At 68.7% G+C, this 27,000-nt stretch carries 19 protein-coding genes and 3 pseudogenes; 12 read left to right on the top strand and 10 right to left on the bottom strand.

Annotated features, from left to right (window positions below; translation table 11 throughout):
• Window positions 1-9 precede the first annotated feature (9 nt).
• Window positions 10-1,023 (bottom strand): LacI family DNA-binding transcriptional regulator, encoded by a 1,014-nt coding sequence (locus tag ACYVO6_RS26855; RefSeq protein WP_461065420.1) that lies wholly within the window; start codon window positions 1,021-1,023, stop codon window positions 10-12.
• Window positions 1,024-1,179: 156 nt separating this feature from the next.
• On the opposite strand from ACYVO6_RS26855, the gene ACYVO6_RS26850 reads away from it, so the two are divergent.
• Complete coding sequence (locus ACYVO6_RS26850; RefSeq protein WP_461065418.1) at window positions 1,180-2,334, top strand: Gfo/Idh/MocA family protein; 1,155 nt, start codon at window positions 1,180-1,182, stop codon at window positions 2,332-2,334.
• A 5-nt stretch (window positions 2,335-2,339) separates the two neighbouring features.
• On the opposite strand, the gene ACYVO6_RS26845 is transcribed toward ACYVO6_RS26850, so the two are convergent.
• Both ACYVO6_RS26845 and ACYVO6_RS26840 read right to left on the bottom strand, forming a co-directional pair.
• Window positions 2,340-3,341 carry a glycoside hydrolase family 43 protein gene (locus ACYVO6_RS26845; protein WP_461065491.1) on the bottom strand — a complete coding sequence of 334 codons (1,002 nt, stop codon included), beginning with the start codon at window positions 3,339-3,341 and terminating at the stop codon, window positions 2,340-2,342.
• Between the two features lie 68 nt (window positions 3,342-3,409).
• Complete coding sequence (locus ACYVO6_RS26840; protein ID WP_461065416.1) at window positions 3,410-4,198, bottom strand: IclR family transcriptional regulator; 789 nt, start codon at window positions 4,196-4,198, stop codon at window positions 3,410-3,412.
• Between the two features lie 151 nt (window positions 4,199-4,349).
• Between ACYVO6_RS26840 and ACYVO6_RS26835 the strand changes: the two are divergent.
• Window positions 4,350-5,690 (top strand): annotated as a pseudogene (locus ACYVO6_RS26835) (gluconate:H+ symporter); the annotation flags it as partial.
• A gap of 14 nt (window positions 5,691-5,704) precedes the next feature.
• Entirely contained in the window at window positions 5,705-7,033 is a 1,329-nt protein-coding gene (locus ACYVO6_RS26830) for an enolase C-terminal domain-like protein (protein WP_461065414.1), read from the top strand.
• Between the two features lie 123 nt (window positions 7,034-7,156).
• On the opposite strand, the gene ACYVO6_RS26825 is transcribed toward ACYVO6_RS26830, so the two are convergent.
• On the bottom strand, window positions 7,157-7,357 hold the full coding sequence (locus ACYVO6_RS26825) for a cold-shock protein (protein WP_352375788.1): 201 nt from the start codon (window positions 7,355-7,357) through the stop codon (window positions 7,157-7,159).
• A gap of 686 nt (window positions 7,358-8,043) precedes the next feature.
• On the opposite strand from ACYVO6_RS26825, the gene ACYVO6_RS26820 reads away from it, so the two are divergent.
• From ACYVO6_RS26820 to ACYVO6_RS26810, 3 genes and pseudogenes are all read left to right on the top strand, one after another.
• Entirely contained in the window at window positions 8,044-9,342 is a 1,299-nt protein-coding gene (locus tag ACYVO6_RS26820) for a DUF3533 domain-containing protein (protein WP_461065412.1), read from the top strand.
• Between the two features lie 80 nt (window positions 9,343-9,422).
• Window positions 9,423-9,587 (top strand): annotated as a pseudogene (locus ACYVO6_RS26815) (alpha/beta fold hydrolase); the annotation flags it as partial.
• 55 nt (window positions 9,588-9,642) lie between these two features.
• A complete protein-coding gene (locus ACYVO6_RS26810; protein ID WP_461065410.1) occupies window positions 9,643-10,107 on the top strand; it encodes a winged helix-turn-helix transcriptional regulator in 465 nt (154 codons plus the stop codon).
• Between the two features lie 118 nt (window positions 10,108-10,225).
• On the opposite strand, the pseudogene ACYVO6_RS26805 reads toward ACYVO6_RS26810, so the two are convergent.
• Window positions 10,226-10,670: pseudogene (locus tag ACYVO6_RS26805) on the bottom strand (winged helix-turn-helix domain-containing protein); the annotation flags it as partial.
• Between the two features lie 111 nt (window positions 10,671-10,781).
• Between ACYVO6_RS26805 and ACYVO6_RS26800 the strand changes: the two are divergent.
• Window positions 10,782-12,131 carry an SCP2 sterol-binding domain-containing protein gene (locus ACYVO6_RS26800; protein ID WP_461065408.1) on the top strand — a complete coding sequence of 450 codons (1,350 nt, stop codon included), beginning with the start codon at window positions 10,782-10,784 and terminating at the stop codon, window positions 12,129-12,131.
• 56 nt (window positions 12,132-12,187) lie between these two features.
• Window positions 12,188-13,150 (top strand): PDR/VanB family oxidoreductase, encoded by a 963-nt coding sequence (locus ACYVO6_RS26795; protein WP_461065489.1) that lies wholly within the window; start codon window positions 12,188-12,190, stop codon window positions 13,148-13,150.
• 378 nt (window positions 13,151-13,528) lie between these two features.
• Here ACYVO6_RS26795 and ACYVO6_RS26790 read toward each other — a convergent pair whose 3' ends face one another.
• On the bottom strand, window positions 13,529-14,956 hold the full coding sequence (locus ACYVO6_RS26790) for a glycoside hydrolase family 43 protein (protein ID WP_461065406.1): 1,428 nt from the start codon (window positions 14,954-14,956) through the stop codon (window positions 13,529-13,531).
• A gap of 98 nt (window positions 14,957-15,054) precedes the next feature.
• On the bottom strand, window positions 15,055-16,272 hold the full coding sequence (locus ACYVO6_RS26785; RefSeq protein ID WP_461065404.1) for a right-handed parallel beta-helix repeat-containing protein: 1,218 nt from the start codon (window positions 16,270-16,272) through the stop codon (window positions 15,055-15,057).
• A 348-nt stretch (window positions 16,273-16,620) separates the two neighbouring features.
• Here ACYVO6_RS26785 and ACYVO6_RS26780 point away from each other — a divergent pair, with 348 nt between their 5' ends.
• On the top strand, window positions 16,621-19,461 hold the full coding sequence (locus ACYVO6_RS26780; protein WP_461065402.1) for a beta-L-arabinofuranosidase domain-containing protein: 2,841 nt from the start codon (window positions 16,621-16,623) through the stop codon (window positions 19,459-19,461).
• Between the two features lie 73 nt (window positions 19,462-19,534).
• On the opposite strand, the gene ACYVO6_RS26775 is transcribed toward ACYVO6_RS26780, so the two are convergent.
• Both ACYVO6_RS26775 and ACYVO6_RS26770 read right to left on the bottom strand, forming a co-directional pair.
• Window positions 19,535-20,620 (bottom strand): mechanosensitive ion channel family protein, encoded by a 1,086-nt coding sequence (locus ACYVO6_RS26775; protein ID WP_461065400.1) that lies wholly within the window; start codon window positions 20,618-20,620, stop codon window positions 19,535-19,537.
• A gap of 334 nt (window positions 20,621-20,954) precedes the next feature.
• Window positions 20,955-21,917, bottom strand: coding sequence for a lysylphosphatidylglycerol synthase transmembrane domain-containing protein (locus ACYVO6_RS26770; RefSeq protein WP_461065398.1), 963 nt, complete (start codon window positions 21,915-21,917; stop codon window positions 20,955-20,957).
• Between the two features lie 147 nt (window positions 21,918-22,064).
• Here ACYVO6_RS26770 and ACYVO6_RS26765 point away from each other — a divergent pair, with 147 nt between their 5' ends.
• Window positions 22,065-23,978: an ABC transporter ATP-binding protein gene (locus ACYVO6_RS26765; RefSeq protein WP_461065487.1), complete on the top strand. Its 1,914-nt coding sequence runs from the start codon at window positions 22,065-22,067 to the stop codon at window positions 23,976-23,978.
• Between the two features lie 278 nt (window positions 23,979-24,256).
• Here ACYVO6_RS26765 and ACYVO6_RS26760 read toward each other — a convergent pair whose 3' ends face one another.
• Entirely contained in the window at window positions 24,257-24,919 is a 663-nt protein-coding gene (locus ACYVO6_RS26760; RefSeq protein ID WP_461065396.1) for a TetR/AcrR family transcriptional regulator, read from the bottom strand.
• Between the two features lie 104 nt (window positions 24,920-25,023).
• Here ACYVO6_RS26760 and ACYVO6_RS26755 point away from each other — a divergent pair, with 104 nt between their 5' ends.
• Together ACYVO6_RS26755 and ACYVO6_RS26750 are read left to right on the top strand one after the other, a co-directional pair.
• Complete coding sequence (locus ACYVO6_RS26755; protein WP_461065394.1) at window positions 25,024-25,878, top strand: SDR family oxidoreductase; 855 nt, start codon at window positions 25,024-25,026, stop codon at window positions 25,876-25,878.
• A 129-nt stretch (window positions 25,879-26,007) separates the two neighbouring features.
• Complete coding sequence (locus ACYVO6_RS26750; RefSeq protein ID WP_461065392.1) at window positions 26,008-26,961, top strand: alpha/beta hydrolase; 954 nt, start codon at window positions 26,008-26,010, stop codon at window positions 26,959-26,961.
• Window positions 26,962-27,000: the final 39 nt, after the last annotated feature.

Below are 27,000 nucleotides of genomic sequence, written 5' to 3'. Positions count from 1 at the left end.
CGGGGCCGGTCATGCCTCGGGGCTGCTCGCGGGTGGTGCCGTCGTGCCGCGTACTTCGAGGAAGGGGACGGTGAGGTCGACCTCGCCGGGGCGGTCCGGGGCGTCGATGCGTTCCAGCAGCCGCTGGGCGGCGCGGCGGCCGACGTCGTGGCTGGCGTTGTCGACGGTGGTCAGCCACAGATGGCGAAGGCGGGAGAGGTAGGTGTTGTCGTAGCCGATGAGGGAGAGATCGCGGGGGACCCGCAGGCCGCTCTCCTCGGCGGCGGAGAGGGCGCCGACACAGGCCATGTCGTTGACCGCGAAGACGGCGGTGGGCCGCCGCGGACGGCTCAGCAGCCGGACGGTGGCCCGGTAGCCGCCCTCTTCGGTGAGGTCGCCCTGCTCCACGACCGCTGTGCCGGTCAGTCCGTGCTCGCGCATGGTGGCCTCGAAGCTGCGGCGGCGCAGTTCGCCGACCGCGCCCTGCCCGGCGATGTGGGCGATGTGCCGGTGGCCCAGGCCGATGAGGTGCTCGGTGGCCAGGCGGGCGCCGTGCTCGTCGTCGCCCGCGACGATGTCCACGCCGGGCAGCACCGGTTCGCGGGTGCCGGCGACGACAGTGGGGACCCGCCCGGCGGCGGTGCGCAGCGCCTCGGGGTCCTGCAGGGTGCCGACGGCGATCAGGCCGTCGACGCGCAGCTCGGTGAACGTGCGGGTGAGGTCCTCGCCGAGGCGCCGGTTCAGGTGGCTGTCGGCCAGCAGCGTGTGCAGGCCGCTGTCGTACAGCCGCGCGTTCAGCCCGTCGAGGAGTTCCACGAACCAGGGGTTGCGCAGGTCGTTCAGCAGCACGCCGACCGTGCGGGTGCGCCGCTCGCTGAGGCTGCGCGCGGCGGCGTTGGGCCGGTAACCGAGTTCCTCGACCGCGGCGAGGACCGCCGCCCGCTTCTCGGGACGCACACCCTCCGCACCGCGTAGCACCAGCGAGACCAGGGACTTTGACACGCCGGCCCGCGCGGCGACGTCACGTATGGTCGGAGTGCTCATGGGATGGACCGTTCCACACGGCTCGAGCCCTTGTAAAGGCCCCTTGACACCTGCTGGAAACAGGACTCATCGTGAGGCCGCAGGTTCTGGATCGGTCCAAAGAGGCTTTGAACGAGGTCCGAACAAGGTCGGAACAAGGTCCACAGAAGGGCTGTCATGGTGAATGGGCTCGGCATCGCCGTCGTGGGGTTCGGCTGGATGGGACGTGTGCACACACAGGCGTACGCCCGCCTGCCGCACCACTTCCCGCAGCTGTCCCTGCGGCCCGAACTGGTCGCGGTCGCGGACGAGGTGCCCGGCCGGGCCGAGGAGGCGGCGGGGCGGTACGGCTTCGCGTCCGCGGCCCGCGACTGGCGGGAGGTGGCCGCCGATCCGCGGGTGCGGGCGGTGAGCATCACCGCCCCGAACTTCCTGCACCGCGAGATCGGCGTGGCGATGGCCGAGGCCGGCAAGCACATCTGGATCGAGAAGCCGGTGGGCCTGACCGCCGAGGACGCCAGGGCCGTCGCCGACGCCCTCGGCAAGGCGGGCGTCCAGGGCACCGTCGGCTTCAACTACCGCAACGCGCCCGCCGTCGAAGCCGCCCGCGAACTGGTCGCCTCCGGCGAGATCGGCACGGTCACACACGTACGCATCCGGCTGTTCAGCGACTACGCGGCCCACCCCGAGGGTGCCCTGAGCTGGCGGTACGAACGGGAGCGCGGGGGCGGCGGGGTGCTGGGCGACCTGGCCTCACACGGCGTCGACCTGGCCCGCTTCCTGCTCGGGGACATCACCTCCCTCACCGCCGACACCGCCGTCTTCATCCCCGAGCGGGCCCGCCCCACCGGCGCCACCGCCGGTCACACCCGGGCGACCGGCGGGGAACTCGGGCCGGTGGAGAACGAGGACTACGTCAACTGCCTCCTCCGTTTCGCCTCCGGTGCCCGCGGTGTCCTGGAGGCGTCCCGGGTCTCGGTCGGCGAGCAGAACAACTACGGATTCGAGATCCACGGCACCACCGGCGCGGTGTTCTGGGACTACCGCCGGATGGGAGAGCTCGCCGTCAGCCGCGGCAGCAGCTACCAGGACCAGCCCGTGAGCACCCTGTACGTCGGCCCCGGACACGGCGAGTACGCCGCCTTCCAGCCGGGCTCGGCCAACAGCATGGGGTACGACGACCTGAAGGTCATCGAGGCGTACCACTTCGTGCGTTCGATCGCCGAGGGCATTGCGTACGGGCCGACGGCGGCCGACGCCGTGGCGAGCGCGGTGGCACTGGACGCCATGGCGCGCTCCGCCGAGCAGGGAACATGGGTGAACTTGGGGTGACCGCGTCAGCCGCCGCCGTCGAGGTCGGTGCGCTGGCGGAGCACCCGTAGCTCGTGACCGAGGAGCTGCATCTCGTACAGCTTCCCGCGCGCGTTCTCGAACGGGCGGTGCAGGATCATCATCAGCTCACCGTCGAAGGTGTGGAACAGCATGCCGTGACCGCTGTCGTCCCGGACCAGAGGGCGGTGCTGTTGCCAAGGCCCGGTGATGTCGCCGGACTTGGAGACGGCATAGGTCTGCACATAGCCGCCACTGATGGTGCCGTCCTGGCCGGCCACGTTCTTCTCGTACGTCGACCACAGCATGAGCAGGGAGTCGTCAGGGGTGCGGTACAGCTGCGGGCCGTCGGTGACGTAGGGCGAGAGCTGGTGCGGTACGCCACCGGGGATCTGCTCGCTGATCCAGAACGCGTCCGACGCCTTGAACAGGAAGACCGGGTCTCCGATCGTCCGGGTCAGGTCCGGAGCCAGGCGGATCGCTTCCATGGTTCCGTCGATGGTCTGCAGCCACTCGTGTGCGTACACCATCCAGGGCTGTCCGGCCGGGTCGACGTAGAGCGTGCCGTCGAGGGTCATCAACTGCTCGGGAGGGGTGGGGCCCGCCGGGTCGATGACGGTGAAGGGCCCCAGCAGCGAGTCGGACACAGCCGTGATCGTGCCGCGCATGTGGTTGGGGAGCTGGAACGGTGTGCCCCATTGGCTGGGCGGCGGTACCGGCAGCGGCTTGTCCTGGTCGTGCAGCGTGGTGAGCAGGTAGTACCTGCCGCCCCATGCGTGCACCTCCGGCGCCCATCCGCCGTCGCTCGCCCAGATCTCCTTCTGCTCGGCGGCCCGGAAGACCACGACGGGACGCATCCAGTCGCGCAGGTCGCGGCTGCGGTAGACCATCGTGCCGGTGCCGTCCACGCCCGATACGGACGGGTTGTTGGACGTGTAGAGGTAGTATGTGCGGGTTTTGCTGTCGGCGACGATGAACGGATCGTGCAGCGGCATGTCGGGAAGCCGCATCAGCTCGGTCTCATCGGTCTCAGCCACGGTCGAAGAATACGTTGACGCTCATTCCCGGGCGGGGGCGGCTACTCCCAACCGGGCTCGCGAGAGGCCGGCGGCAGCAGGGTCTCGATCTTCCCCCGGACCTCCCGCATCACGGCGACGATGCGTCGCTGATGCTCCTCCGTGAGGCGGGACACCGGTACCGAGCAGCTGATGGCGTCGTTGGCCGGGGTGTCGTAGCGCAGGGCGAAGCCGAAGCCGGCGATGCCGAGGACGGTTTCCTCGCGGTCGATTGCGTAGCCGCGTTCGCGTATCTCGGCGAGATCGGTGAGCAGCGTCGCCCGCGTGGTGTGCGTGTTCTCGGTGCAGGCCGTCAACGGCTCGTCGAGCAGGGGGAGTTCGGCGTCGGGGCGTTCCGCGAGGAGGGCCTTGCCCAGGGCGCCGGCATGGGCGGGGACGCGGCGGCCGACCCGGCTGATCGTGCGCAGGTATTCGTGGGACTCGCGGGTCGCGAGGTAGACGACGTCGGAGCCGTCCAGCCGTGCCAGGTGGATGGTCTCGCCAAGTGTGTCCGAGGCCTCGTCGAGATACGGGCGGACCGTACGTACCCGCTTGTCACTGTCGAGATAGCTGGTGCCGGTGAGCAGCGCGCGGATCCCGATGCCGTACAGGGAACCGGTCGCATCCGTGCGGACCCAGCCGTGCTCGACGAGGGTCTGCAGCAGCGCGTACATGCTGCTGCGGGGCACGCCCAGCTCCTCGGACAGCTCGCGCAGCCGGGCCGGTCGGTCGCCCCGTGCGGCAAGCAGTTCGAGCAACGCGACAGTACGGACCGCCGACTTGACCTCGGGTACGCCCCCAGCCTGTGACATGAGCCGATCGTAAGTCCGTCGGCAATCCGTGGGCCCCGAGCCATTGACTCGTTCCCGTCCACAAGCCTAGCCTCCATCCTCATACATGGACGCTGTCTTCATATGAAGACAGCGCAGCGAAGGCGGCGTCCACGGTTCAAAGGGGAACTGGTACATGCCACTTGTTGTCGTCGGGATCAGTGTTCTGATCCTGCTCTTCCTGATGACGAAGCTGAAACTCAACGGCTTCGCCGCCCTCCTCCTCGTGGCCGTGGGCGTCGGCCTGGTCCAGGGGATCGAGCTGGAGAAGATCCCGGAGGTCCTCTCGGAGGGCATCGGAGGACAGATCGGCGACACGATGCTCGTCATCGGGCTCGGCGCGATGGTCGGCCGGGTGATGGGGGACTCCGGCGCGGCCCAGCGGATAGCCGGCAAGCTCCTCGACCTGTATGGTCCGCGCTGGGTGCAGGTGGCCATGGTGCTGACGGCCATGCTCATCGGCGTCACGATGTTCTACGAGGTCGCGTTCGTGATCATCGTGCCGATCGCGTTCACCATCGTGCGCGTCACCGGGAAGAACCTGCTGTGGGTCGGCCTCCCGATGTCGATCGCCCTGTCCACCATGCACAGCTTCCTGCCGCCCCACCCCGGACCGACCGCGGTGGCCGCTTCCTTCGACGCCTCGGTCGGACTGACGCTGTTCTACGGCCTGTTCATCGCCCTCCCCGCCGGTGCGCTCATCGCCCTGCTGTGGCCGCGCCTTCCGTTCGTGCGGGCGATGAACCCCTCCATCCCCAAGGGCCTGGTCAGCGAACGCGTCTTCGACGAGGAGGAGATGCCGGGCATGGCCTGGTCGCTGTCGGTCGCCCTGCTGCCCGTCGTGCTGATCGCCGGGGCGGCCGTGACCGACATGGCCGCGTCCGGAACCAGTCCTGTCCTGCACTTCGTCGCCTTCATCGGTTCGGCGCCGGTCGCTCTCCTGCTGACGCTGTGCATCGCCATGTGGGCGTTCGGCCCGCGGATCGGCCGCAGTCTGGACGAGGTCAGCGCTTCGTGCAGGTCGGCTGCCCAGGCGATGGCGATGATCCTGCTCGTGATCGGCGCGGGCGGAGCCTTCAAACAGGTCCTCGTCGACGGCGGGATCTCCGACTACATCAAGGACACGACCGACGGCTGGTCCATCTCGCCGCTCGTCCTCGCCTGGCTCATCGCGGCCATCCTGCGCGTGGCCCTCGGCTCGGCGACCGTCGCCGTCGTCACGGCCTCGGGCGTGGTGCTGCCGCTGCTCGCGGGCAGCGGAGTCCACCCGGAGATCATGGTGCTGGCCGTCTCCTGCGGCTCGATCGCGTTCTCCCATGTGAACGACCCGGGTTTCTGGATGTTCAAGGAGTACTTCAACCTGTCCGTAATCGACGCGATCAAGGCGCGCACCACCTACACGACCGTGCTCGCGATCCTGGGCCTGGGCGGCGTACTGGCCGTCGAATGGGCCCTGGACGTCCTCAACCTGTGATGCGGAGACCAGCCATGCAGCAGCCCACCGTCACCAAGTTCTCCGTCCACCCGGTCGCCGGCCGGGACTCCATGGAGCTCAACCTCTCCGGCGCCCACGGCCCGTACTTCACCCGGAACATCGTCGTCCTCGAGGACTCCGAGGGGCGTACGGGACTGGGGGAGGTGCCCGGCGGTGAGAAGATCACGCAGACTTTGCGGGACGCCGAATCCCTCGTCGTCGGCGCGCGTGTGGGCGACTACAAGCGCGTACTGCGGGCCATTGGCGACAGGTTCGCGGACCGCGACCGGGGCGGCAGAGGCGGCCAGACCTTCGATCTGCGCACCACCGTGCACGCGGTCACCGCCGTCGAGTCGGCACTTCTGGATCTCCTCGGGCAACACCTGGAGGTTCCCGTCGCCGCGCTCCTGGGCGACGGGAAACAGCGCGATTCCGTGCGGGTCCTCGGTTACCTCTTCTACGTCGGCGACCCCGACCGGACCGACCTGGAGTACGTACGCGAACCCGACTCGGCCGTGGACTGGTACCGGATCCGGCACGAGGAGGCGCTGACTCCCGAGGCGATCGTCCGTCAGGCCGAGGCGACCTACGACCTGTACGGCTTCCGCGACTTCAAGCTCAAGGGCGGCGTCCTGCGGGGGAGCGAGGAGGTCGAGGCGGTACGGGCGCTCAAGGAGCGGTTCCCGGAGGCCCGGATCACCCTCGACCCGAACGGCGCCTGGTCCCTACGGGAAGCCGTCGACCTGTGCAAGCCGCTCGTCGGCACGCTCGCCTACGCCGAGGACCCGTGCGGAGCCGAAGGCGGCTACTCGGGGCGTGAGATCCTCGCGGAGTTCCGCCGGGCCACCGGGCTGCCCACGGCGACCAACATGATCGCGACGGACTGGCGCGAGCTGACCCACGCGCTGGCCCTGCAGTCCGTCTCCATCCCGCTCGCGGACCCGCACTTCTGGACGATGCAGGGTTCGGTACGGGTCGCCCAGCTCTGCAACGCGATGGGGCTGACCTGGGGCTGCCACTCCAACAACCACTTCGACATCTCCCTGGCGATGATGGCCCACTGCGGGGCCGCCGCCCCCGGTGAGTACAACGCCCTTGATACGCACTGGATCTGGCAGGAGGGCCTGGAACGGCTGACCACCGAACCTCCGCGGATCGTCGACGGCGAGGTCGCCGTCCCGGACACCCCGGGCCTCGGCGTCCGCCTCGACAGGGACCGCCTCCTCGCGGCCCAGGACCTCTACCGGGAGAAGAAGCTGTCAGCCCGCGACGACGCACTCGCGATGCGGTACCTGGTCAAGGACTGGACCTTCGACGGCAAGCGGCCCTGTCTCGTGCGCTGAGCCCCGTGCGTTGAACCCGGCGCGCTGAATCCGGCCCGGGACGCGCCGAGGGCCGGCGCCTTGCGGCGTCGGCCCTCGGATTCGTCGTGAGGTGTCCGGCGGGTCCTGCCCGCCGGACGGATCTCAGACGGCGCGGACGTTCGTGGCCTGCGGGCCCTTGGGGCCCTGGACGACGTCGAACTCCACGTGCTGGTTCTCCTCGAGGCTACGGAAGCCGTGGCCGTCGATCTCGGAGTAGTGCACGAAGACGTCCGGTCCCTCGGACTGGGCGATGAAGCCGAAGCCCTTCTCGCCGTTGAACCACTTGACGGTTCCCTGAGTCATTTGTTGCTCCTTGCAGGGGCTGGGTACGGGGCCCCACACCGTGCGGTGCCCCGGGCCGGCCTGGACGCGTCTTCTCCAGATCCCTGAAGGAAGGCGGCGCCCGCGACATCGTTCTTCGCGAGCGTGCGGTGAAACACAGACACAAAAACTACGACCACCCGCTACAACCCACCCCCTGCCGGATTCATTCCCGCCACCGCCTCCTGAGTTCGGGGTGGCGGTTGTCCCGGTCCTTGGTCAAGTGTCCAGCGAGGGGACGGACGACGCCCGGGCTCAGTGAGCACTCGGCACCTCGCCAGGTAACCGTTCTGCACCGCCGCGGACCGGCAATGGCCGTGTCCCTGTCCATGGCGACGGACGGTCCACGCGTGAGGCTTCGGGGACCGCCTCGACTTTGACCCGAGAAACCGATCAGTTTACGATGTGACCGAAACCGATCGGTTTCACCTGGGGGAAGTCGTGACCGCGATCCGAGGACGTCGTCGGCATCGGGGGTGGAATCAACTCGGTGCTGTTCGGGACTTGATGGCGATGTGCTCGTCGGAGGGGCGACGCCGAGTTGAGAGGTCTACCGCTCTTCCGAGGCGCGCACGCACCGAGGGTTGAACGTACCGAGGAGCTCGGCCCGCAACGGTGCCGTCCGGTCTTCTCCTGATGCAGTCGTGTTGTCGAGATCGGAGTAGGCCATGCATGAAATTCACCCGTTCCGCGTCCTGCGCGCGAAACCGCTGTGGATCGCCAACGGTGTCATCACGGGGGTACTGGCGCTGCTGTTCACCGTGTTCTATGTCGGCGCCAGCATCGATCCGGTCGATCACATGACGAAGTTGCCGGTCGGTCTGGTCAACGCCGACAAGGGGGCCGACGCCGGTGGTAAGCAGGTCAACCTGGGGGCGCAGATCACCGAGTCGATCAAGAAGTCCGCTGTGGGCGGGGACAAGATCGACTGGAAGGTGATGGACGAGAAGGAGGTGAAGGACGAGCTCGGCGAGGGCAAGTTGTTCGGCGCGCTCGTCGTGCCCGGCAACTTCACCTCCTCGGCCACCGCACTGGCCGACGCCGCGGCCACCGGGACCCCGGCTCGCCCGACGCTGACGGTGCTGACCAACCAGTCCGCCGGCAGCCTGGGTTCCAGCCTGGCTCGGGCGGCGACGACGCAGGCGGCCGAGAACGCCTCGCTCCAGGTGGGCAAGGAGCTGACCGCGCAGAACGGGATCGGACAGGCGAAGCTGCCCGCCGCGGCGCGCCTCCTGCTCGCCGACCCGGCCGCCGTCACGGTCAAGGACGGGCATCCACTCGACTCGCACAGCGGTCTGGGTCTGACGGCGTTCTACTACGCGCTCGTCCTGGTGGTCTGCGGCATGCTCTCCGCCAACGTCATCAGCGGCCAGGTCGACCACGCCCTCGGCTACACCCACAACGACATGGGCCCGCTGCGGCTGCACCGCCCGCTGATCCGGGCCACCCGGGTGCAGACCCTCGCCATCGGCAGCACCCTGATGGTCGGTCTGTCCCTGCTGATGGGGACCCTGGTCATGGTGGGCGCGGTCGGCGTCATGGGGATGGACGCCGCCCATCTGCCGCTGCTGTGGCTGTTCTCGGTGTGCGCCATCGCGGTCTCCGGGATCGGTGCGCTCTCCCTCCTCGCGGTCTTCGGCACGCCCGGCATGCTGGTGGTCACGCTGGTCTTCATCGGGATGGCGGTGCCGACGGCCGGGGCCACCACCCCCATCGAGGCGCTGCCCGGCTTCTACCGCTTCCTCGCGGAGTTCGAGCCGCTGCGGCAGATCACCGGCGGTCTCCGCTCGATCCTCTACTACGACGCCCAGGCCGACGCGGGCCTGGCCCGGGGCTGGGTGATGATGGCCGCCGGCCTCGCGGCGGCCGCACTCTTCGGCTTCGGCGTGACCGGTTGGTACGACCGCAAGGGGCTGCACCGCATCCCCGCCGAGAAGAAGCCCGAAGAGACTGCCGTCGCGGTGTAGCGGAGACGTAGCCGCAATAGGTAAACCGATCGGTTTCAATTTCGAGAAAACCGAGTTGGCCTCACCCAGGGCGAGCAGGACCGGGGATGGGCTACTCCGAGATCGTGCCCGGTGCGTCGTACCAGGAGCCGGAGATGCGCGCGGGCGTCGAACGGCTCCTGGCCGGACTCGGCCTCCAGGACGTGACGCTGGCCGGGGAGTCCCTGGGGGTGGTGCTCGCCCTGACCACCGCGGCCGGACTGCCCGGCGCCCGGCCTCTGCGGCTGTCAGTTGCTTGGTGCAACGTGCTAGATTGAAAGCATGTTGGGCCGGACCTACGAAAATCAGCTGTGCTCCATAGCCCGGACCCTTGAGGTTGTCGGCGAGCGCTGGACCTTGCTGATCATTCGCGATGCGCAGCTTGGCCTACGCCGGTTCGAGGAATTTCAAGACAGCCTGGGTATTGCCCGCAATGTGCTTACCAACCGCCTCTCCAAGCTGGTCGACGAGGGTTTGCTGGAGCGGGTCTGTTATCAGGAGCGGCCCGCCCGCTATGAGTATCGGCCGACGGGCAAGGCCAAGGACTTGCTCACCGCCGTGCTTGCCTTGATGCACTGGGGCGATGAGCACGCCGAGGATCCGGCCGGCCCGCCGCGGATCACCAGCCATGCGGGATGCGGGGGCAACGTTCGGGAACAGCTCGTGTGCACTGAATGCCGACAAGCGGTGGGGCCAGACGCCGTTCTCCTGCTTCCCGGCCCAGCGCTTACCGACTCCCCGGCCTGACATCCGAAACGTTCCTCGATGGACTCGCCACCTCACTCCAGCTCCAGTCTCCAAGGTGTCCACGCTCAGGGGGAAAGGCCCGTCCTCGTAGTCGACGAGACCGGCGACCTGAAGAACATCGGGCGGGGACCTGATGACTGAAGCCGTGACGGTGAAGCATCTGCGCGATGGCCGAGAGCGTCAGGCTCTTGTGGAACCGGCGCCCGATCAGCGTCTTGATCCGCGCCGGCGTCCAGGTCTGGTCCGGCCGGCCGTGCGCCACCGGCCCCTTGGCCGGCTCCTGCTCCAGCACCACGAACAACGCCTCGTTCAGCGTGGGCTTCGATGCCGGCCCCTTGGGCCGCAAGGCCCGCGCCCCGCTTTCATGCCCGGTGCCACCGCTGCACCGACCGCACACTGACCCGTAACTGCTTGGCGACCGCGGCGCTGCTCTGCCCTTGAGTGAACAACTCGGCCGCCTGCATCCGGATGCCCTCGCGAAACGCCCGTCGTTCCGCGGTCGGCCCACCACCTTGCGGATACCTCGTACATCCGGACGTACGGCGACGACCAAGCCTTGTCAGCCCTGCGACATCACGCCAACAAGCTCAATAGTTGCTTCACAAAACTCATGCGGTTAGTGTGCGGGTTGCTTCATGAAACTCGCTCTTCCCGCTCCCGTGAGGTGATGCCAGATGGCCAAACAGAACAAGCTCGACGACCATCCCACCGTCGTCCAGGTCCGCCAGCGGCGCGACCGCGACGCCGCCCGGACCGCCGAGCCGCTGGATGCGGCATGGCTGCGGGAGCTATGTCTCGAAGCGGGTGCGGATGACGTTGGCTTCGTCGAGATCGACCGGCCGGAAATCGCCGACCAGCGAGCGGACCTGGGCGCCGCGCTGCCGGGTGTCCGAACGTTGATCAGCTTCGTGGTGCGAATGAACCGGGAGAGCATCCGCACTCCGGCGCGCTCGGTGGCCAACCTGGAGTTCCATCACAGCGGCGACCACACCAACGAGGTGGGCCGGCAAGTGGTGGGCAAGCTGGAAGCGATGGGTGTGCGCGCCCTCAACCCCGCGATGGGTTTTCCGATGGAGATGGACAAGTTCCCCAGGAAAACGTGGGTCGTCGGGCACAAACCGGTCGCCGTGGCGGCCGGGCTCGGCAAGATGGGCATCCACCGCAACGTCATCCATCCCAAATTCGGCAACTTCGTGCTGCTGGGCACCATCCTCATCGACGCCGAGGTCAGCGACCAATCCCAGCCCATCGAGTACAACCCCTGCCTGGAATGCAAGCTGTGCGTCACAGCCTGCCCGACCGGGGCGATCGCCTCCGACGGTCACTTCAACTTCTCCGCCTGCTACACGCACAACTACCGCGAGTTCATGGGTGGCTTCGGCGACTGGGCCGAACAGGTCGCCGAAAGCCGTAACGCCGACGACTACCGCTCGCGAGTGAGCGACAGCGAGAGCGCCTCGATGTGGCAGAGCCTGTCCTTCGGCGCCAACTACAAGGCGGCCTACTGCATGTCGGTCTGCCCGGCCGGCGAGGACGTCATCGGCCCCTGGTTGGACGACCGCAAGGCACATCTGACCCAGGTCGTGCGCCCACTGCAGAACAAGGAAGAGACCGTCTACGTCGTCCCGGGTTCCGACGCCGAGCAGCACGTGGCCGCCCGGTTTCCGAACAAGCGCACGAAGCATGTGGCGATGAGCTTGCGAGCGAACAGCATCGACGGTCTGGTGGAAGGCCTGCCGCTGATCTTTCAGCGCGAACAGGCCAAGGACATGTCCGCCACCTACCATTTCACCTTCACCGGCGACGAGTCTCGGCAGATCACCGTGACCATCCGCGACCGCGAACTCGATGTCGCCGACGGACATCACGGTGAGCCGGATCTCAGGATCACCGCCGACACGCGCACCTGGCTGCGTTTCCTCAGCAACCCGTCAATGTTGGCGTGGGCACTGGTGCGTCGCCAAATCAAGCTGCACGGCTCCCCCCGACTGCTGCGCGACTTCGGCCGTTGCTTCCCGTCCTGATCGGTCAGAAAAGGACCCATCACCGAATCATCACTGTAAGAAATGGAAGGCCGATCATGAGCACTCTCAGCACCGAAGTTGAGCTCGACCTCGTGTTGGAACGTAAGGAAACGATGGCCGAAGGTGTCGTGCTGCTGACGTTGCGCGACCCGGAAGGCCGTCCGCTGCCGGAATGGCAGCCGGGAGCACACATCGACCTGATACTGCGAGCCGACCTGGTCAGGCAGTATTCACTGTGCGGGGACCCGGGGGATCGGTCCCGTCTTCAGGTCGCGGTGCTGCGTGAACCGGAAAGCCGGGGCGGGTCGAGCTACGTGCACGACGTGCTCACGGAAGGTGAGTCGGTGCGCATTCGCGGGCCACGCAACCACTTTCCGCTTGTGAAGGCCAAGAACTACCTGTTCATCGCAGGCGGAATCGGGATCACCCCCATCCTGCCCATGGTGGCAGCCGTCAACGCGAGCCGCGCCGACTGGCGCCTCGTCTACGGGGGCCGCACCCGAGCTTCGATGGCGTTCGGCGAGACTCTGCAGCGGGCCTACGGAGACCGGGTGAGCCTGCGGCCGCAGGATGAATACGGGCTGCTGGACCTGCCTTCGCTGCTCGGCAAACCGCAACGGAAGACAGCCGTCTACAGTTGCGGTCCGGAACCGCTGCTCGCGGCGGTCGAATCCGGCTGCGAGAAGTGGCCGAGCGGAGCCCTGCACCTGGAGCGCTTCGCCCCGAAGAAGGACGTCACCGCCGGGCCGCTCACGACCTTCGAGGTCGAACTGGCCCAGTCCGGCAAGACACTGAAGATCTCTGAGGACATGTCCATCCTTGAGGCCGTCGAAAATGCCGGTGTGCCGGTGATGACATCGTGCGAGGAGGGAATCTGCGGAACCTGCGAGACGACGGTGTTGTCCGGGGGGATCGACCACCGCGACTCGGTCCTGAACGACCAGGAGCGCGCCGCAGGCAACACCATGATGATCTGCGTCTCCCGAGCCAAGGGCGACCGCCTGGTCCTCGACCTCTGATCCACTGCGGGAGCAGATGACCGGGCCGCGGCCCACCCTCCGGGCAGTTGGGTGCTGACCGGTGTCAGCAGACCAACGTCCGCCTGTCCCGTCCCCTTGGCAACGGCGTCCGGTCCGTGGTCGGTCCCCTCGCGATCCGGGCCGGAGTGTTCAGGCTTGTACGGCATCCCGGCGCCTCCCGGTTTGCCTGAGGCGGCTTTGACGCCGCGCTCACAGCAGAAGCGACGTCACGCCGGCCTCGCGTGTGACCACCGACCTGGTGCACGAAGGAAGCGTGCACCAGGTTCAGGCCGTCACTGGCCAGAAGGGCAGGAGGAAGTCATGATCTCGGAACAACCGATGTGCAACGGCTTTCGTCGGACGAGCTTGCCTCGCAGGTCAGAGTGGGTTTACGGGCACGAAGGAGCTGTCCTGGCGGAACATGTCGGAGCCGTCCGTCGGGTCCACCCGGAGCTGGTAGCTGTAGTGACGCAGGTAGTACCCCGGGTAGTTGTACGACTCGAAGCGGACGGAGCCGCTCGCCGTGCCCGTACGGGCGATGTACGTGGCGTCCCTGGCGAACGTCGACGAGCCGTCGTTCGCGTCGAAGCGCGCCCGGAAGTCCCAGTGGCGCAGATAGTTCCCGGCCGCGTTGCGGAAGGAGTAGCCGCCCGTGTCGGCGAGACCCGGCACGACCGTGAACGTGGCCGCCTGCCTCTCCGCGGCGCTGCTTGTGGAGCTCACCACGGGGAGGTTGAGCAGGGCGGACTGCTCCTGCCAGTAGCGGGTGGTGTAGTTGGCCGAGCGCAGCGAGCGGCTGACGTTCGCCGGCAGGTTCACCCCGCCGGAGACCGTCTCCTTGAGCACGGTGAAGTGGCGTGCCGTGCCGGAGATCGACGGCAGCCTCTTCGGGGCGCTCCAGGTCGCGAAGGTGTCGTAGCTGTCGCTGTGGTAGTAGCTGCCGTCGCCGTAGCCGTCGAAGAAGATCCGCCACGCACCGTTGTCGAGCTGCACCAGTGCGGCGCCCTCGCGGGTGCTGCCCCAGCCCGCCCAGTTGCCGGTCCTGCGGATGGTGTACGGGCCGGTCAGGGCGGTGGCCGTGGCGTACTCGATGTACTTCGTCGTCTCGTTCTTCGTGAACGCGTGGTAGGTGGAGCCGATCTTCACGATGAATGTGTCGATGTGGTTGGCGCCGATGCCGGACAGCGCCACGGGTGAACTCCACGTGGTGAGCGCGGAGTTGGTGGCCTTGAGTAGATACGGCGTGAAGATCCACTGGTCGTTGGCGGTCGAGCAGGACAGGATGATGTTCACGCTGCCGTCGCTGTCGACGAACCACTCGGGCGCCCAGGCGCGCGACAGATTCGCGATGGGGACGGTGTAGTCGTACAGGAACGTCCAGTTGACCCGGTCCGAGCTGCGGGCGAAGCCGATGGTGGTGCTGGTGTCCTGCCAGGTGCGCGTGGTGTACGTGACGTAGTAGTAGCCGTTGGAGTGCCGGAAGATGCTGGCGTCACGGATCCGGCCCGCCGGCGGGGTGTACGCGGACGCCTTCACGAGCCGGAAGTCGGTGGCGTCGTCGGACTCGTACACATTGACCGTGGCATCGGTGCTGTTGAGGAACGGCACGATGGTGTAGCGGGTGGCGGAGCCGCGGGGCGGTGCCGCGGCCAGGGCTGAGCCGAGTGTTCCGGGCAGTGCGCCCAGCAGGACCGCCGAAGCGGGGAGGGCGGCCATCGCCCGCAGTACACCGCGGCGGGACGGCGTCAGGGAGTTCGAGGTTTTGGTGCCGTTCGGTACGGCGGCAGGTCTGTCGGGTGTGTTCATGTGCGGCTCTCCTCAGTGCTTTCTCTGGATACGGCCCGTCCCATGGGCCCTACTTCTTGTTCGGGGCCCTGCGGAACGGGCCGTACGCAGCGGTCAGTTCACAAACGCGCCCCGATCGCCGTGCCATCACGCGGGACCAGGAAGCCCGCGGCGGACGGCAGGGAGCCGTCGGCGTCGCGGGGCCCCGTGATCGCGGCCGGGTTTGTGCTCTGGACGGAGGACTCGCCCCAACTGCCGCCCAGGTTCCAGGAGTTGCCGGTGGCGACGGTGCCCGAGCCGATGGCGGCGGCCTGCGCGTCCGCGATCGACAGGTTGTCCTTCAGTACGGCACTCGATCCCGCGCCGTCGGCGTCGAAGCCCGTACCGGCGTTGCCGAAGGTGGAGTTGCGGCTCAGCGCGAGCGCGCCGGGGTTGCCGTTGTCGGTGACGCCGTGCTTGGCGTTCTTGAACGAGACGCTGTTGCGCAGGGTGTGGGCGACGGACGGGTCGGGATCTCCGCCGCCCATCTTGAAGCCGTTGCCGTCGCCCGCGAAGTCGGGGAAGTTCCAGCGGTTGAAGCCGTTGCCGTACGCGACCGTGTCCTCGATGACGATCGGCGAGGTGAACTCCCAGGCGTCGAAGCCGTCGTCGACGTTGTTCCACAGCCGCGCGCCCCGCACCACGTTGCCGCTCCCGCTGCCCTCCTTGATGGCGAGACCGTCCGCGCTCTCGCCGTTCTTGCGTGGATCGCGGTTGCCGTAACTGTCCAGGTTCAGGATCTGGTTGTTGCTGGAGGCGCCCTGCAACTGGAAACCCGACTCGTAGTTGTCGTGGGTGCGCAGGCCGGAGAAGACGTTGTTGTTGCAGCCGTCGCAGTAGATGCCGTACGGGCCGTTCACGATCTCCAGGCCCAGGATCCGCCAGTGGGACGCCTCCTGGTGGATGGCACCGCGCTCGGCACGCGGGATGCTGCCGCCAACAGGCGTGTGACTGGCGGGCAGTTGCTCCCCGTCGACGACGACGCGCTCACCCGGGTACGCCTCCAGGGTGATCGGCTGGGACGCCGTGCCCGAGGTGGTGATGGTGATGTTGTCGGTCATCCCGTACGTACCGCCGCGGACGGCGATGACGTCACCGGGCCGCGCCTTGTCCACGGCCTTCTGAATGGTCCGCAGCGGACGCGCGAGCGTTCCGGGAGCGGAATCGTCGCCGTTCACGGCCACGACGATGGTGGGCGTGGCGGCGGCCGATGTCCCGTCGGCCGCCGCTGTCGCCATCGTCGCCGGCACCGCGGCACCCAACACGAGTAACCCGGCGATCACACCAACTGTGCGCATAAGGCTTCCTCTTCCTGTCCGGACGGATGTCGCCTTTGAGTGGTCACCCGACCGCGGAACGTTGCCGCGCCGCGCGGTCAGGAACCATGAACACCGGCCAACGGCCGACATTTCGAACGGAGTTCGGCAAGCCGGTCAGAACGTAAGGTGCAGGTGGGGCCGCGTCAAGACTTCGTGAACGCTTGGCGACTTCTGGCGCCGGTGAGTCGCAGGTGTATGTACGAGCTGATCGTGACGCAACCATTGACGTCCACCCGCCTGCCTCTTACGTTCTGGTCGGTTATCCGAACCTTGATCGATATACCGGACATCGCTCCCGACCAGAAGCTTGAGTAGAAGAGGCCCCCCATGGCGTCATCCCCCTCCAGACGATCCCTGCTCCGCGCCGCCGCCCTGGTCGCCGCGACCCCGGTGATATCCACGATCCCCGTCGGCCGAGCCACCGCCGAGACCGGTGCAGCCGCGGCAGCGGTCGCCGTCGCGGCCGGGCTGCCGGCGCCGACCGCCTGGGCGGTGCGGCCGTTCGAGCTGGAGGACGTGAAGCTCGGGCAGGGCATCTTCGCCACCAAGCGCCAGCTGATGCTCGACCACGGCCGCGGCTACGACGTGAACCGGCTGCTCCAGGTCTTCCGCGCCAACGCCGGGCTCTCCACGGGCGGCGCGGTCGCCCCCGGCGGCTGGGAGGGCCTGGACGGCGAGGCCAACGGCAACCTGCGCGGCCACTACACCGGCCACTTCCTGACCATGCTGTCGCAGGCGTACGCGTCCACCGGCGACCAGGCGTACGCCGACAAGATCCGCACCATGATCGGCGCACTGACCGACGTGCGCGCGGCACTGCGGACCGACCCGCGCATGCTCGCCGTCACCGGGAAGTGGGGCGGCGCCCACGAGAACGTCCGGGGCTCGTACCAGTACGTCGACCTCCCGGCCGCCGTGCTCGGCGGTGCCGCGGCGATCACCCTGTCGGTCTGGGTGAAGCCCACCCACAACGCCAACTGGCAGCGGGTCTTCGACTTCGGCAACAACGCCACCCGGTACATGTACCTGGTCGGCCGCAACGCGAACGGCGTCCCGCGGTTCGCCATCACCACCAACGGGCCGGGCGGGGAGCAGGGGCTCAACGGCACCGCCGCACTGCCGCTGAACCAGTGGAGCCATCTGGCGGTGACCATCTCCGGCAGCACCGGCACCCTCTACGTCAACGGCACCGCCGTCGCCCAGAACACCTCGATGACGCTCAACCCGTCCGTCCTGGGCACCCTGACGAACAACTGGCTGGGCCGCTCGAACTTCTCCGGCGACCCCGTGTTCGCGGGCGCCTTCGACGAGTTCAACGTCTACTCACGGGCCCTGACCGCGGCCGAGATCACTTCGCTGCAGACCAACGAGGCCAAGAACTCCTCCGCCGGACTCGGCAACCTCGCGTCGTACTACTTCGCCGCCACCACCGGCGGCACCTGGGCCGACGCCTCCGGCCGCAACCTCACCGCCACCCTGCGCCGCACCTGGGGCGGGCCGAGCCACCCCGGGTTCCTCGCCGCGTACCCGGAGACGCAGTTCATCGACCTGGAGTCGCGGACCACCGCGGACTACACCAAGGTCTGGGCGCCCTACTACACCGCGCACAAGATCCTCAAGGGCCTGCTGGACGCGTACCTCGCCACCGACGACGACCGGGCGCTCGACCTCGCGTCCGGCATGTGCGACTGGATGTACTCCCGGCTGTCCAAGCTGCCCGACTCCACGCTCCAGCGCATGTGGGGCATCTTCTCCAGCGGCGAGTTCGGCGGCATCGTCGAGACGATCGTCGACCTGCACTCGATCACCGGCAAGGCCGAACACCTCGCGCTGGCCAAGCTGTTCGACCTCGACAAACTCATCGACGCCTGCGCCGCGAACACCGACACCCTCGACGGCCTGCACGCCAACCAGCACATCCCGATCTTCACCGGGTACGTCAGGCTGTACGACGCGACGGGCGAGACCCGCTACCTCACCGCCGCGAAGAACTTCTGGGGCATGGTCATCCCGCACCGCATGTTCGGCATCGGCGGTACGAGCACGGCCGAGTTCTGGAAGGCCCGCGGGGTCATCGCGGGCACGATCAGCGACACCAGCGCCGAGTCCTGCTGCGCGTACAACCTGCTCAAGCTGAGCCGGATGCTGTTCTTCCACGACCAGGACCCGCGCTACATGGACTACTACGAGCGGGGCCTGTACAACCAGGTCCTCGGCTCCAAGCAGGACAAGGCCGACGCGGAGAAGCCGCTGGTCACGTACTTCATCGGCCTCACGCCCGGGCACGTACGCGACTACACGCCCAAGCAGGGCACGACCTGCTGCGAGGGCACCGGCATGGAGAGCGCCACCAAGTACCAGGACTCGGTGTACTTCACGAAGTCCGACAACTCCGCTCTGTACGTCAACCTGTACAGCCCGTCCACGCTGACCTGGTCCGCGAAGGGCGTCACCGTCACGCAGGCCACGGATTACCCGAGGGAGCAGGGCTCCACGCTCACCATCAGCGGCGGCAGCGCCTCCTTCGAGCTGAAGCTGCGCGTGCCGTCCTGGGCGACCGGTGGCTTTCGGGTGACCGTCAACGGCAGCGCGGTCAGCGGAACTCCGAGCCCCGGCAGCTATTTCACCATCTCCCGGAACTGGCAGAGCGGCGACACCGTACGCGTCACCATCCCGTTCCGGCTACGGGTCGAGAAGGCGCTCGACGACCCGTCCCTCCAGACGCTCTTCTACGGCCCGGTCAACCTGGTGGGCCGCAACTCCAGCACGAGCCACCTCCAGGTCGGGCTCTACAAGAACGCCGCACTCTCCGGCGACCTGCTGCCCTCACTGACGCCGGTGTCCGGCAAGCCGCTCCACTACACGCTGAACGGCACCGAGTTCGCCCCCTTCTACGAGGGCACCGAGGACTCGACGCATGCCTATGTCCGCCGGTCCGAGCCCAGGGTCGTCTTCGGGAACACCGACTCCGGGGTCGCCAACCCGGCGAAGTCCGACGGGACGACACTGCTCGACGAGGTCTGGGCCGGGGCGCCGTTCGCCAACAAGGGCGCGCTGGTCTCGCGTGTGCAGTCGACCGTGAATTCCTGGGTGTCGGCCGGGCTGCTGAGCCAGGCCGACGGTCAGAAGGTGGTCACCACGGCGCAGAACGCCACGTACGTGCCCTGACGGCGGGCGGGTCTGTCAGGTCTCTCAGGGAGGTCACCGGTGTTGACACGGTGACCTCCCGCTGACCTCGCGCCTACGAGACGGACGTGACGCCGTCCCACTGCGGCGGAATGGCCCCGCCGCCGTTCGGTCCACCGTTCTGCAGCGCGATCGTCCGCGCGGGGGAGGGAATCCTGATGCCCTCGACCCGGTACCGCGTGTGCAGCCGCTTGATGAACTCGTGCTTGATCCGGTACTGGTCGCTGAACTCGCCGACCCCCAGGATCACCGTGAAACTGATCCGCGAATCCCCGAACGTGTGGAAGCGGATGGCGGGTTCGTGCTCGGGCATGGCGCCCTCGACATCCGTCATCACCTCGATCACGACCTCGGAGGTCACCCGCTCGACATGCTCCAGGTCGCTGTCGTAGCCGACCCCGACCTGCACGGTGAGCGTCATCTCCTGTTCGGGACGGCTGTAGTTGGTCATGTTCGTGCTGGACAGCTGGGCGTTGGGGATGATCACGAGGTTGTTGGAGAGATTGCGTACGACGGTGTTGCGCCAGTTGATGTCGACGACGTAGCCCTCCTCACCACTCGTCAGCCGGATGTAGTCACCGGGCTGGATCGTCTTCGAGGCGAGGATGTGGATGCCCGCGAAGAGGTTCGCGAGGGTGTCCTGAAGAGCGAGGGCGACCGCGAGACCGCCGACGCCGAGGGCGGTGAGCAGCGGGGCGATGGAGATGCCCAGGGTCTGCAGGACAATCAGGATGCCGATCGCCAGCACCACGACACGGGTGATGTTGACGAAGATCGTGGCCGATCCGGCGACGCCCTGCCGTGACTGGGTCACCGCCCGCACCAGGCCCGTGACGATGCGCGCCGCCGTGATGGTGGAGGCGAGGATGAGGAGAACCGTCAGGATCTGGTTGACGTTGTGATTGACCCGGCTCGTCAGGGGCAGGGCCGCCGCGGCGGCGGCCACACCGCCGGCGAGCGCCGCGATCGGTACCAGCGCGCGCAGTGAGTCGACGATGACGTCGTCCCCGCGCCAACTCGTACGGTCCGCGTGCTTGCCCAGCCAGCGCAGCAGCATCCGCGCCAGGACGCCCGCCGCAAGCCCGACGGCCACCCAGACGCCGGCGATGATCATGTCCTGTGCGGTGAGATCGCGGTTCACCAGCTGCCTCCCGTCGCGCTGGGAAGGGCGCGTACGCCCGGTATGTGATGTCTCGTCACTTGGTCACCTGCTGCTCGATTCCGTGATGTACGCCCCCGCCAGGACGTCTGTGCGAAGTCCGGCGGGCTCGCTCATCCTGCCGCATCCGCGCGCATGGCTCGCCCCCGGTCCGCTTCGTTTCCGGCCATCGTCGTAGGCGCATCGGGCGCGTGGACGCCGGGCGCGGCTGGGGCGGGGCTTGCGTGGAGTGATCACCGACGACTCGGGGGTGGGGCTCGCCCTCGTCTTCGCCGGGCCCAAGATGGCCTGGATACGCCGCCTGCTCAAGCGGGGTTCAGATCATCTTCAGGCGCACCAGCGCGCCCAGCGTCAACGCCCCCGGCAGCAGCGGCAGCCACACCGTGATGATGCGGTAGGCGAGTACGACCGCCGTCGCCACCGCGGCCGGTCCGCCCGCCGCCACCAGCGCGACGATCAGCGCGGCCTCGACCGAGCCGATGCCGCCCGGCGTGGGGATGAGTGCGACGGCGACCGTCGCCGCCAGGTACGCGACCACGATGTGCAGCGGAGACACCGGCAGCCCCAACGCCAGCCCCACCGCGACCAGTCCGGCCGCCTGCAGGATGGGGAAGGAGATCGAGCCGCCCCACAACGCGAGCGCGCGCGCCGGCCGGGTGTGCACGGAGCGCGCCTCGCTCAGCGCGGTCCGCAGGAAGGTGAACACGACGGTACGCAGCCGTCGTACGAGCAGCAGGACCGCCACCGCGACGCACACCGCCGCACCGGCGGCGAGCAGCAGCGGACCGATCGCCGCGTCCGGGATGAGCTTGTCGGGTCGCAGCGCGTCGGGGAAGGCGATCAGCAGGGCCAGTAGCAAGCCGGTCCGGGCTATGGACTCCGCGAGCAGATAGAGCGCGAGCGCGGCCGAGGAGCGGGCCAGCGGAACACCGCAGACCGCCATGAAGCGGAGGTTGACGGCGCTCGCGCCGAGCCCGGTGGGCAGGAGATGGTTGGCGGCGCCCGCCGCGAACTGCGTGGCGAGCAGCCGGCATTTGGGCAGCCGTTCGACCAGGGCGCCCTGCCGGGTGACGGCCGCCGCGACCCAGGTGAGGCAGGTCGCCGCACCCGCCGCCAGAAGCCAGGGCCACTTGGCCGTCGCCAGGTGGCCGAAGCCGTCCACGAGCACGGACCAGTGGCGCACCGCGACCCAGGCCACGAGGGCGAGCGGCAGCAGGCACAGGATCTGGCGGACCGGGATGCGTCGGTGGAGGGCTCGGGGAAGTCGTACGTCCGTCACACCGGGAAAGGCTTTCCATGTCGTGCCAACGAGGGGTTGCGCGCACGGGGACGGCGGCTTACACGCCGGGCACGTCCTTGGACCATGCGTATCGATCAACCCCTTGACCTCAAGGTTGCTTGAGGTCTTAGCGTCGTTCCCATGAGCATGGAGACCACAGCCTGGACGCAGCTGCACAGCGTCATGAACGCCCAGCAGGAGCGCCGCCCCTTCGCCCGAGCGACGCTGCGCCGCATCGCCGGTTTCGCCCGTCCGCACCGTCGCCGTATCGCGCAGTTCGTCCTGCTCAGCGTGGCGACCGCGCTGCTCGCGGTGGCGACGCCGGTCCTCGCCGGGCGCGTCGTGGACGCGATCGTGTCCGGCGGCGAGGAGGGCACGGTCGTACGCCTTGCCCTGCTCATCGCCCTGATCGCGTTCGCCGAGGCGGGGCTCGGGCTGATGAGCCGCTGGCTCTCGTCGACGCTCGGCGAGGGGCTCATCCTCGATCTGCGCACAGCGGTCTTCGATCATGTGCAGCGCATGCCGGTCGCGTTCTTCACACGCACGCGTACGGGAGCGCTCGTCAGCCGTCTCAACAACGACGTGATCGGCGCCCAGCGGGCGTTCAGCAACACCCTCTCCGGAGTGGTGAGCAACCTTGTGACGCTGCTGCTCACCCTCGCCGTGATGCTCACCCTGTCCTGGCAGATCACCCTGCTCGCGCTGGTCCTGCTCCCGGTGTTCGTCATCCCTGCCCGCCGCATGGGCCGCCGGATGGCGAAACTCCAGCGCGAGGCAGCCGACCTCAACGCTGCGATGGGCACGCGGATGACCGAGCGCTTCTCCGCGCCCGGTGCCACGCTCATCAAGCTCTTCGGGCGGCCCGACGACGAGTCGAAGGAGTTCGCCGCGCGGGCCCGGCGGGTGCGCGACATCGGGGTGCGTACGGCGATGGCGCAGACGGCGTTCATCACGGCGCTGACCCTCGTCTCCGCGCTCGCACTCGCCCTGGTCTACGGCCTCGGCGGCTGGTTCGCGCTGCGCGGCAGCCTGGAGCCGGGCGCCGTGGTGTCGCTGGCGCTGCTCCTCACCCGCCTGTACGCGCCCCTGACGTCCTTGGCGGGAGCCCGAGTTGAGGTCATGAGCGCTCTAGTGAGCTTCGAGCGGGTCTTCGAGGTGCTCGACCTGAAGCCGCTGATCGAGGAGAAGCCGGGCGCGCGGAAGGTGCCGGACGGTCCGGTCTCCGTCGAGTTCGCCGGCGTCCGCTTCGGCTACCCGTCCGCCGACAAGGTCTCCCTGGCCTCGCTGGAGGAGGTCGCCTCCCTCGACACCCGCGGCGGCGCCGAGGTCCTGCACGGCATCTCCTTCCGCGCCGAACCCGGCCAGACCGTCGCCCTCGTCGGCTCCTCCGGCGCCGGAAAGTCGACCATCGCGCAACTGCTGCCCCGGCTGTACGACACCGATGAGGGCTCCGTACGCATCGGCGGCGTCGACGTACGCGAACTGAGCGCCGAGTCGATGCGGGCCGCCGTCGGCATGGTCACCCAGGACGGGCACCTCTTCCACGACTCGGTCCGCGCCAACCTGCTGCTCGCCCGGCCCGACGCCGACGACGACGAACTGTGGGCCGTACTGCGCCGCGCCCGCCTCGACGACCTCGTACGTTCCCTGCCCGACGGCCTGGACACCGTGGTCGGCGAGCGCGGCTACCGGCTCTCCGGCGGCGAACGCCAGCGGATGACCATCGCCCGCCTGCTGCTGGCCCGCCAGCGCATCGTCATCCTCGACGAGGCCACCGCCCACCTGGACAACACCTCCGAAGCAGCCGTTCAGGAGGCCCTCACCGAAGCCCTGGAGGGCCGCACCGCGGTCGTCATCGCCCACCGGCTGTCGACGGTACGGGCCGCCGACGCGATCCTCGTCGTCGAAGCGGGCCGGATCGTGGAGCGCGGCACCCACGAGGAGTTGCTCGCGGCGGGCGGACGGTACGCGGAGCTGTACCGGACGCAGTTCCAGAAGGTCGCGCCGCTCCAGAAGGCGGATGTGGCGGAGATCGCTGTGGTGGGCGAGGCGGTGGCGTAGGCAAGCGCGCGGGGCGCAGCCGTGCTCTGGGCGGCGTCGGCGCGTACCCGTACAAACAGTCAGAGCGGGGCACGGTTGCGCCCCGGCGTTGCTGACCTCCGGGCCGGGAAGGGCCCCGGCCCGGGTGGGTCCCCGGTTCCCAACCGGGAGGTTTGGTGCGCCCCGCCTTCGCTGAAGTCGCCGGCAGTCGGGTCGAGTTCCCCGGGGCGCCTCGCCCGTGACCGCACACCCTCGTGCGGGCGGCGCCGTTCGCCGCGTATGCCTGGGCTGAGCAGATGTCAGGAACGTGGTCCTGGCGCGGTCCGCCGCGGTGTGTCGACTGCCGCAGGAAGGCCGGCGGTCGCCGTGGCCGAGGACGGTACGTCGGCCCGCAGTCCCAGCGTGATGACGTCGAGCAGTCCGTCGGCCCGCCGCACGGACACCGGATCGTTGCGGGCGAGCACCTGATACACCAGGGCGCCGGTGAGGGCGTCGGCGACAGCGTCCAGGTCGGCGTCGGCGCGTACCTGTCCGGCTTCGGCTCCGGCGCGCAGCCGCCGCACCAGGGTTTCGCGCTGGGGCCCGGTGAGCCGCTGAAAGAGGGCTTCGGCGTCCTCGGCGTCTTCCGCCGCGGCGGCGGCGAGGGCACGGATCAGCGCCGCGTGCCGGGGGTCGGCCAGGAAGGCCACCAGCCCGTACAACCAGGTCCGTAGATCCCGGTGGACGTCGCCCGTGTCGGGCGGTCCGGGGGTCCGGGCGCCGTCCAGTACGGCCTCGGCCACGAGCGGCGCCTTGGAGGGCCACCGCCGGTAGACGGTCTGCTTGCCCACTCCGGCCCGGGTGGCGACGCGGTCCATCGACAGCCGGGCATAGCCGTTCTCGATCAGCAGGTCACGCGTGGCCTGGAGGATGGCGCGGTGGACGGTCGTGCTGCGCGGTCGGCCGCGGCGCTCCTCTGCCATGTGCCCAGGGTAGGCGGACCGGTGTTCCCAACGTGGCGGAGGAGGCGTACGCTCCATTTACGAGAATTTCTGTCTCGTAATGTGCGAACGTGGAAGGGTGGCTCATGAACAGGGACGTAGTCGTCGTGATCGGTGTCGGCGGAATGGGGCAGGCGATCGCACGCCGCCAGGGTGCGGGCAGGACGCTGCTGCTGGCCGACTTCGACAAGGCCACCTTGGATGCCGCCGCGGACGTCTTGCGGGGTGACGGCTACGACGTGGTCACTCACCACGTCGACGTCTCCTCGCGCGAGTCGGTGGCCGGCCTCGCCGAGGCGGCAGCGGCGCGAGGCAGGGTCACCCAGGTCGCCCACACGGCGGGACTCTCACCCGCGCAGGCGCCCGCCTCGGCGGTCCTTCAGGTCGACCTGCTCGGCGTCGCCCTGGTCCTCGAGGAGTTCGGTCGCGTCATCGCCCAGGGCGGCGCGGGCGTCGTCATCGCCAGCATGGCCGGCCACCTGGCAGTTCCCCTCGACCCCCAGCAGGAGCAGGCCCTGGCCCACGCCCCTGCCGAGGAGCTGCTGCACCTGCCGTGCACCACCACGGAAACGGCCGCCGAGCCGGGCCCTGCCTACAGCCTCGCCAAGCGCGCCAACCTGCTCCGCGTGCGGGCCGCTTCCCTGACGTGGGGTGAGCGCGGTGCCCGCGTGAACTCCATCAGTCCCGGCGTCATCTCCACCCCGATGGGCCGGCAGGAACTGGCCGGAGACACTGGGCAGTTCATGCGTGCCATGGTCGACGCGTCCAGCACCGGGCGGCTGGGCACACCCGACGACATCGCCGACGCCGCCGCCTTCCTGCTCGGCCCGACCTCGACCTTCATCACCGGCACGGACCTCCTCGTCGACGGCGGCGCCGTCGCAGCCCTCCACTCGGGCGGTGTGAAGACACCCGCCCGCCCTGACGGCCCGACGACCTGACGGCCGGCACCGGGAAGAGGCGCCGCAGCCATCGGCGCAAGCCCCTGACCTGGAACTTGTTCACGAACGTGACCTCGGACCTGGCCTCGAAACCTGACCGCGATCCCTAATCGACTCCGGGAAACCCACATGACTTATGCGTACGACGCGGAGCTGGCCCCAGTCATGGCGGCGGTGGCCGCATCAGACGCCGCACCACCCCTGGCGGAGCGCGGCGACTGGAAGGCCCTCCGGGCCACCGCCGATGCCACCGTGGCATTCATCGAGTCGCTGATGCCCGAGCTTTCCTCGGTCACCCGCACGGACTTCACGGCTCTCTCCCGCGACGGCGCCAAGGTCCCGCTGCGCTGGTACGTCCCGGAGGGGCACGACCCTTCGGCCTCCGGCCCGGCAGCGGTCTACCTGCACGGTGGCGGAATGGTCTGCGGCTCGGTGGACCTGTACGACCGCACGGTCGCCGCCTACGCGTCCGACAGCGGCGTCCCCCTCCTCGCGGTCGACTACCGGCGTGCCCCCGAGCACCCTCACCCCAGCCCGGTCGAGGACGGCTACGCGGGCCTGGCGTGGCTGGTCACGCATGCCGGTGAACTGAGCGTCGACGCGAACCGGATCGCGCTGATGGGAGACAGCGCCGGAGGCGGGCTGGCCGCCGGCACCGCACTCCTGGCGCATGACCGGGGCCTGCCCGTGGCCAGGCAGATCCTCGTCTACCCCATGCTCGACGACCGCACCACGGTGCCCGACCCCGCCCTGGCACCCTTCGCGGCCTGGACGTACGACGACAACCACACCGGCTGGCAGGCCCTGCTGGGCGAGGCCGTCGGCGGTCCCGAGGTACCCGGCACGGCCGCCCCTGCCCGCGCGTTGGACCTGTCCGGGCTGCCTCCGGCCTATGTCGAAGTCGGCGAGCTGGACATCTTCCGGGACGAGAGCATCGAGTACGCCAGACGCCTCGCCGCCGCCGGCACCTCCGTCGAACTGCACGTGCACCCCGGCTGCCCCCACGGCTTCGACCGCATGAACCCACAGGCGGATGTCGTCCGACGTGCCCGCGCCGACCGCATCCGGGCACTGCGCGGATAGGGCAGCCAACTCCCGGAGGATATATTTGATCCCAAATGA

It is taken from the genome of Streptomyces pseudoechinosporeus (genome assembly GCF_054783935.1).
Note: the sequence above shows the minus strand (reverse complement) of the source record. Positions and strands in the feature narration are given on the sequence as shown.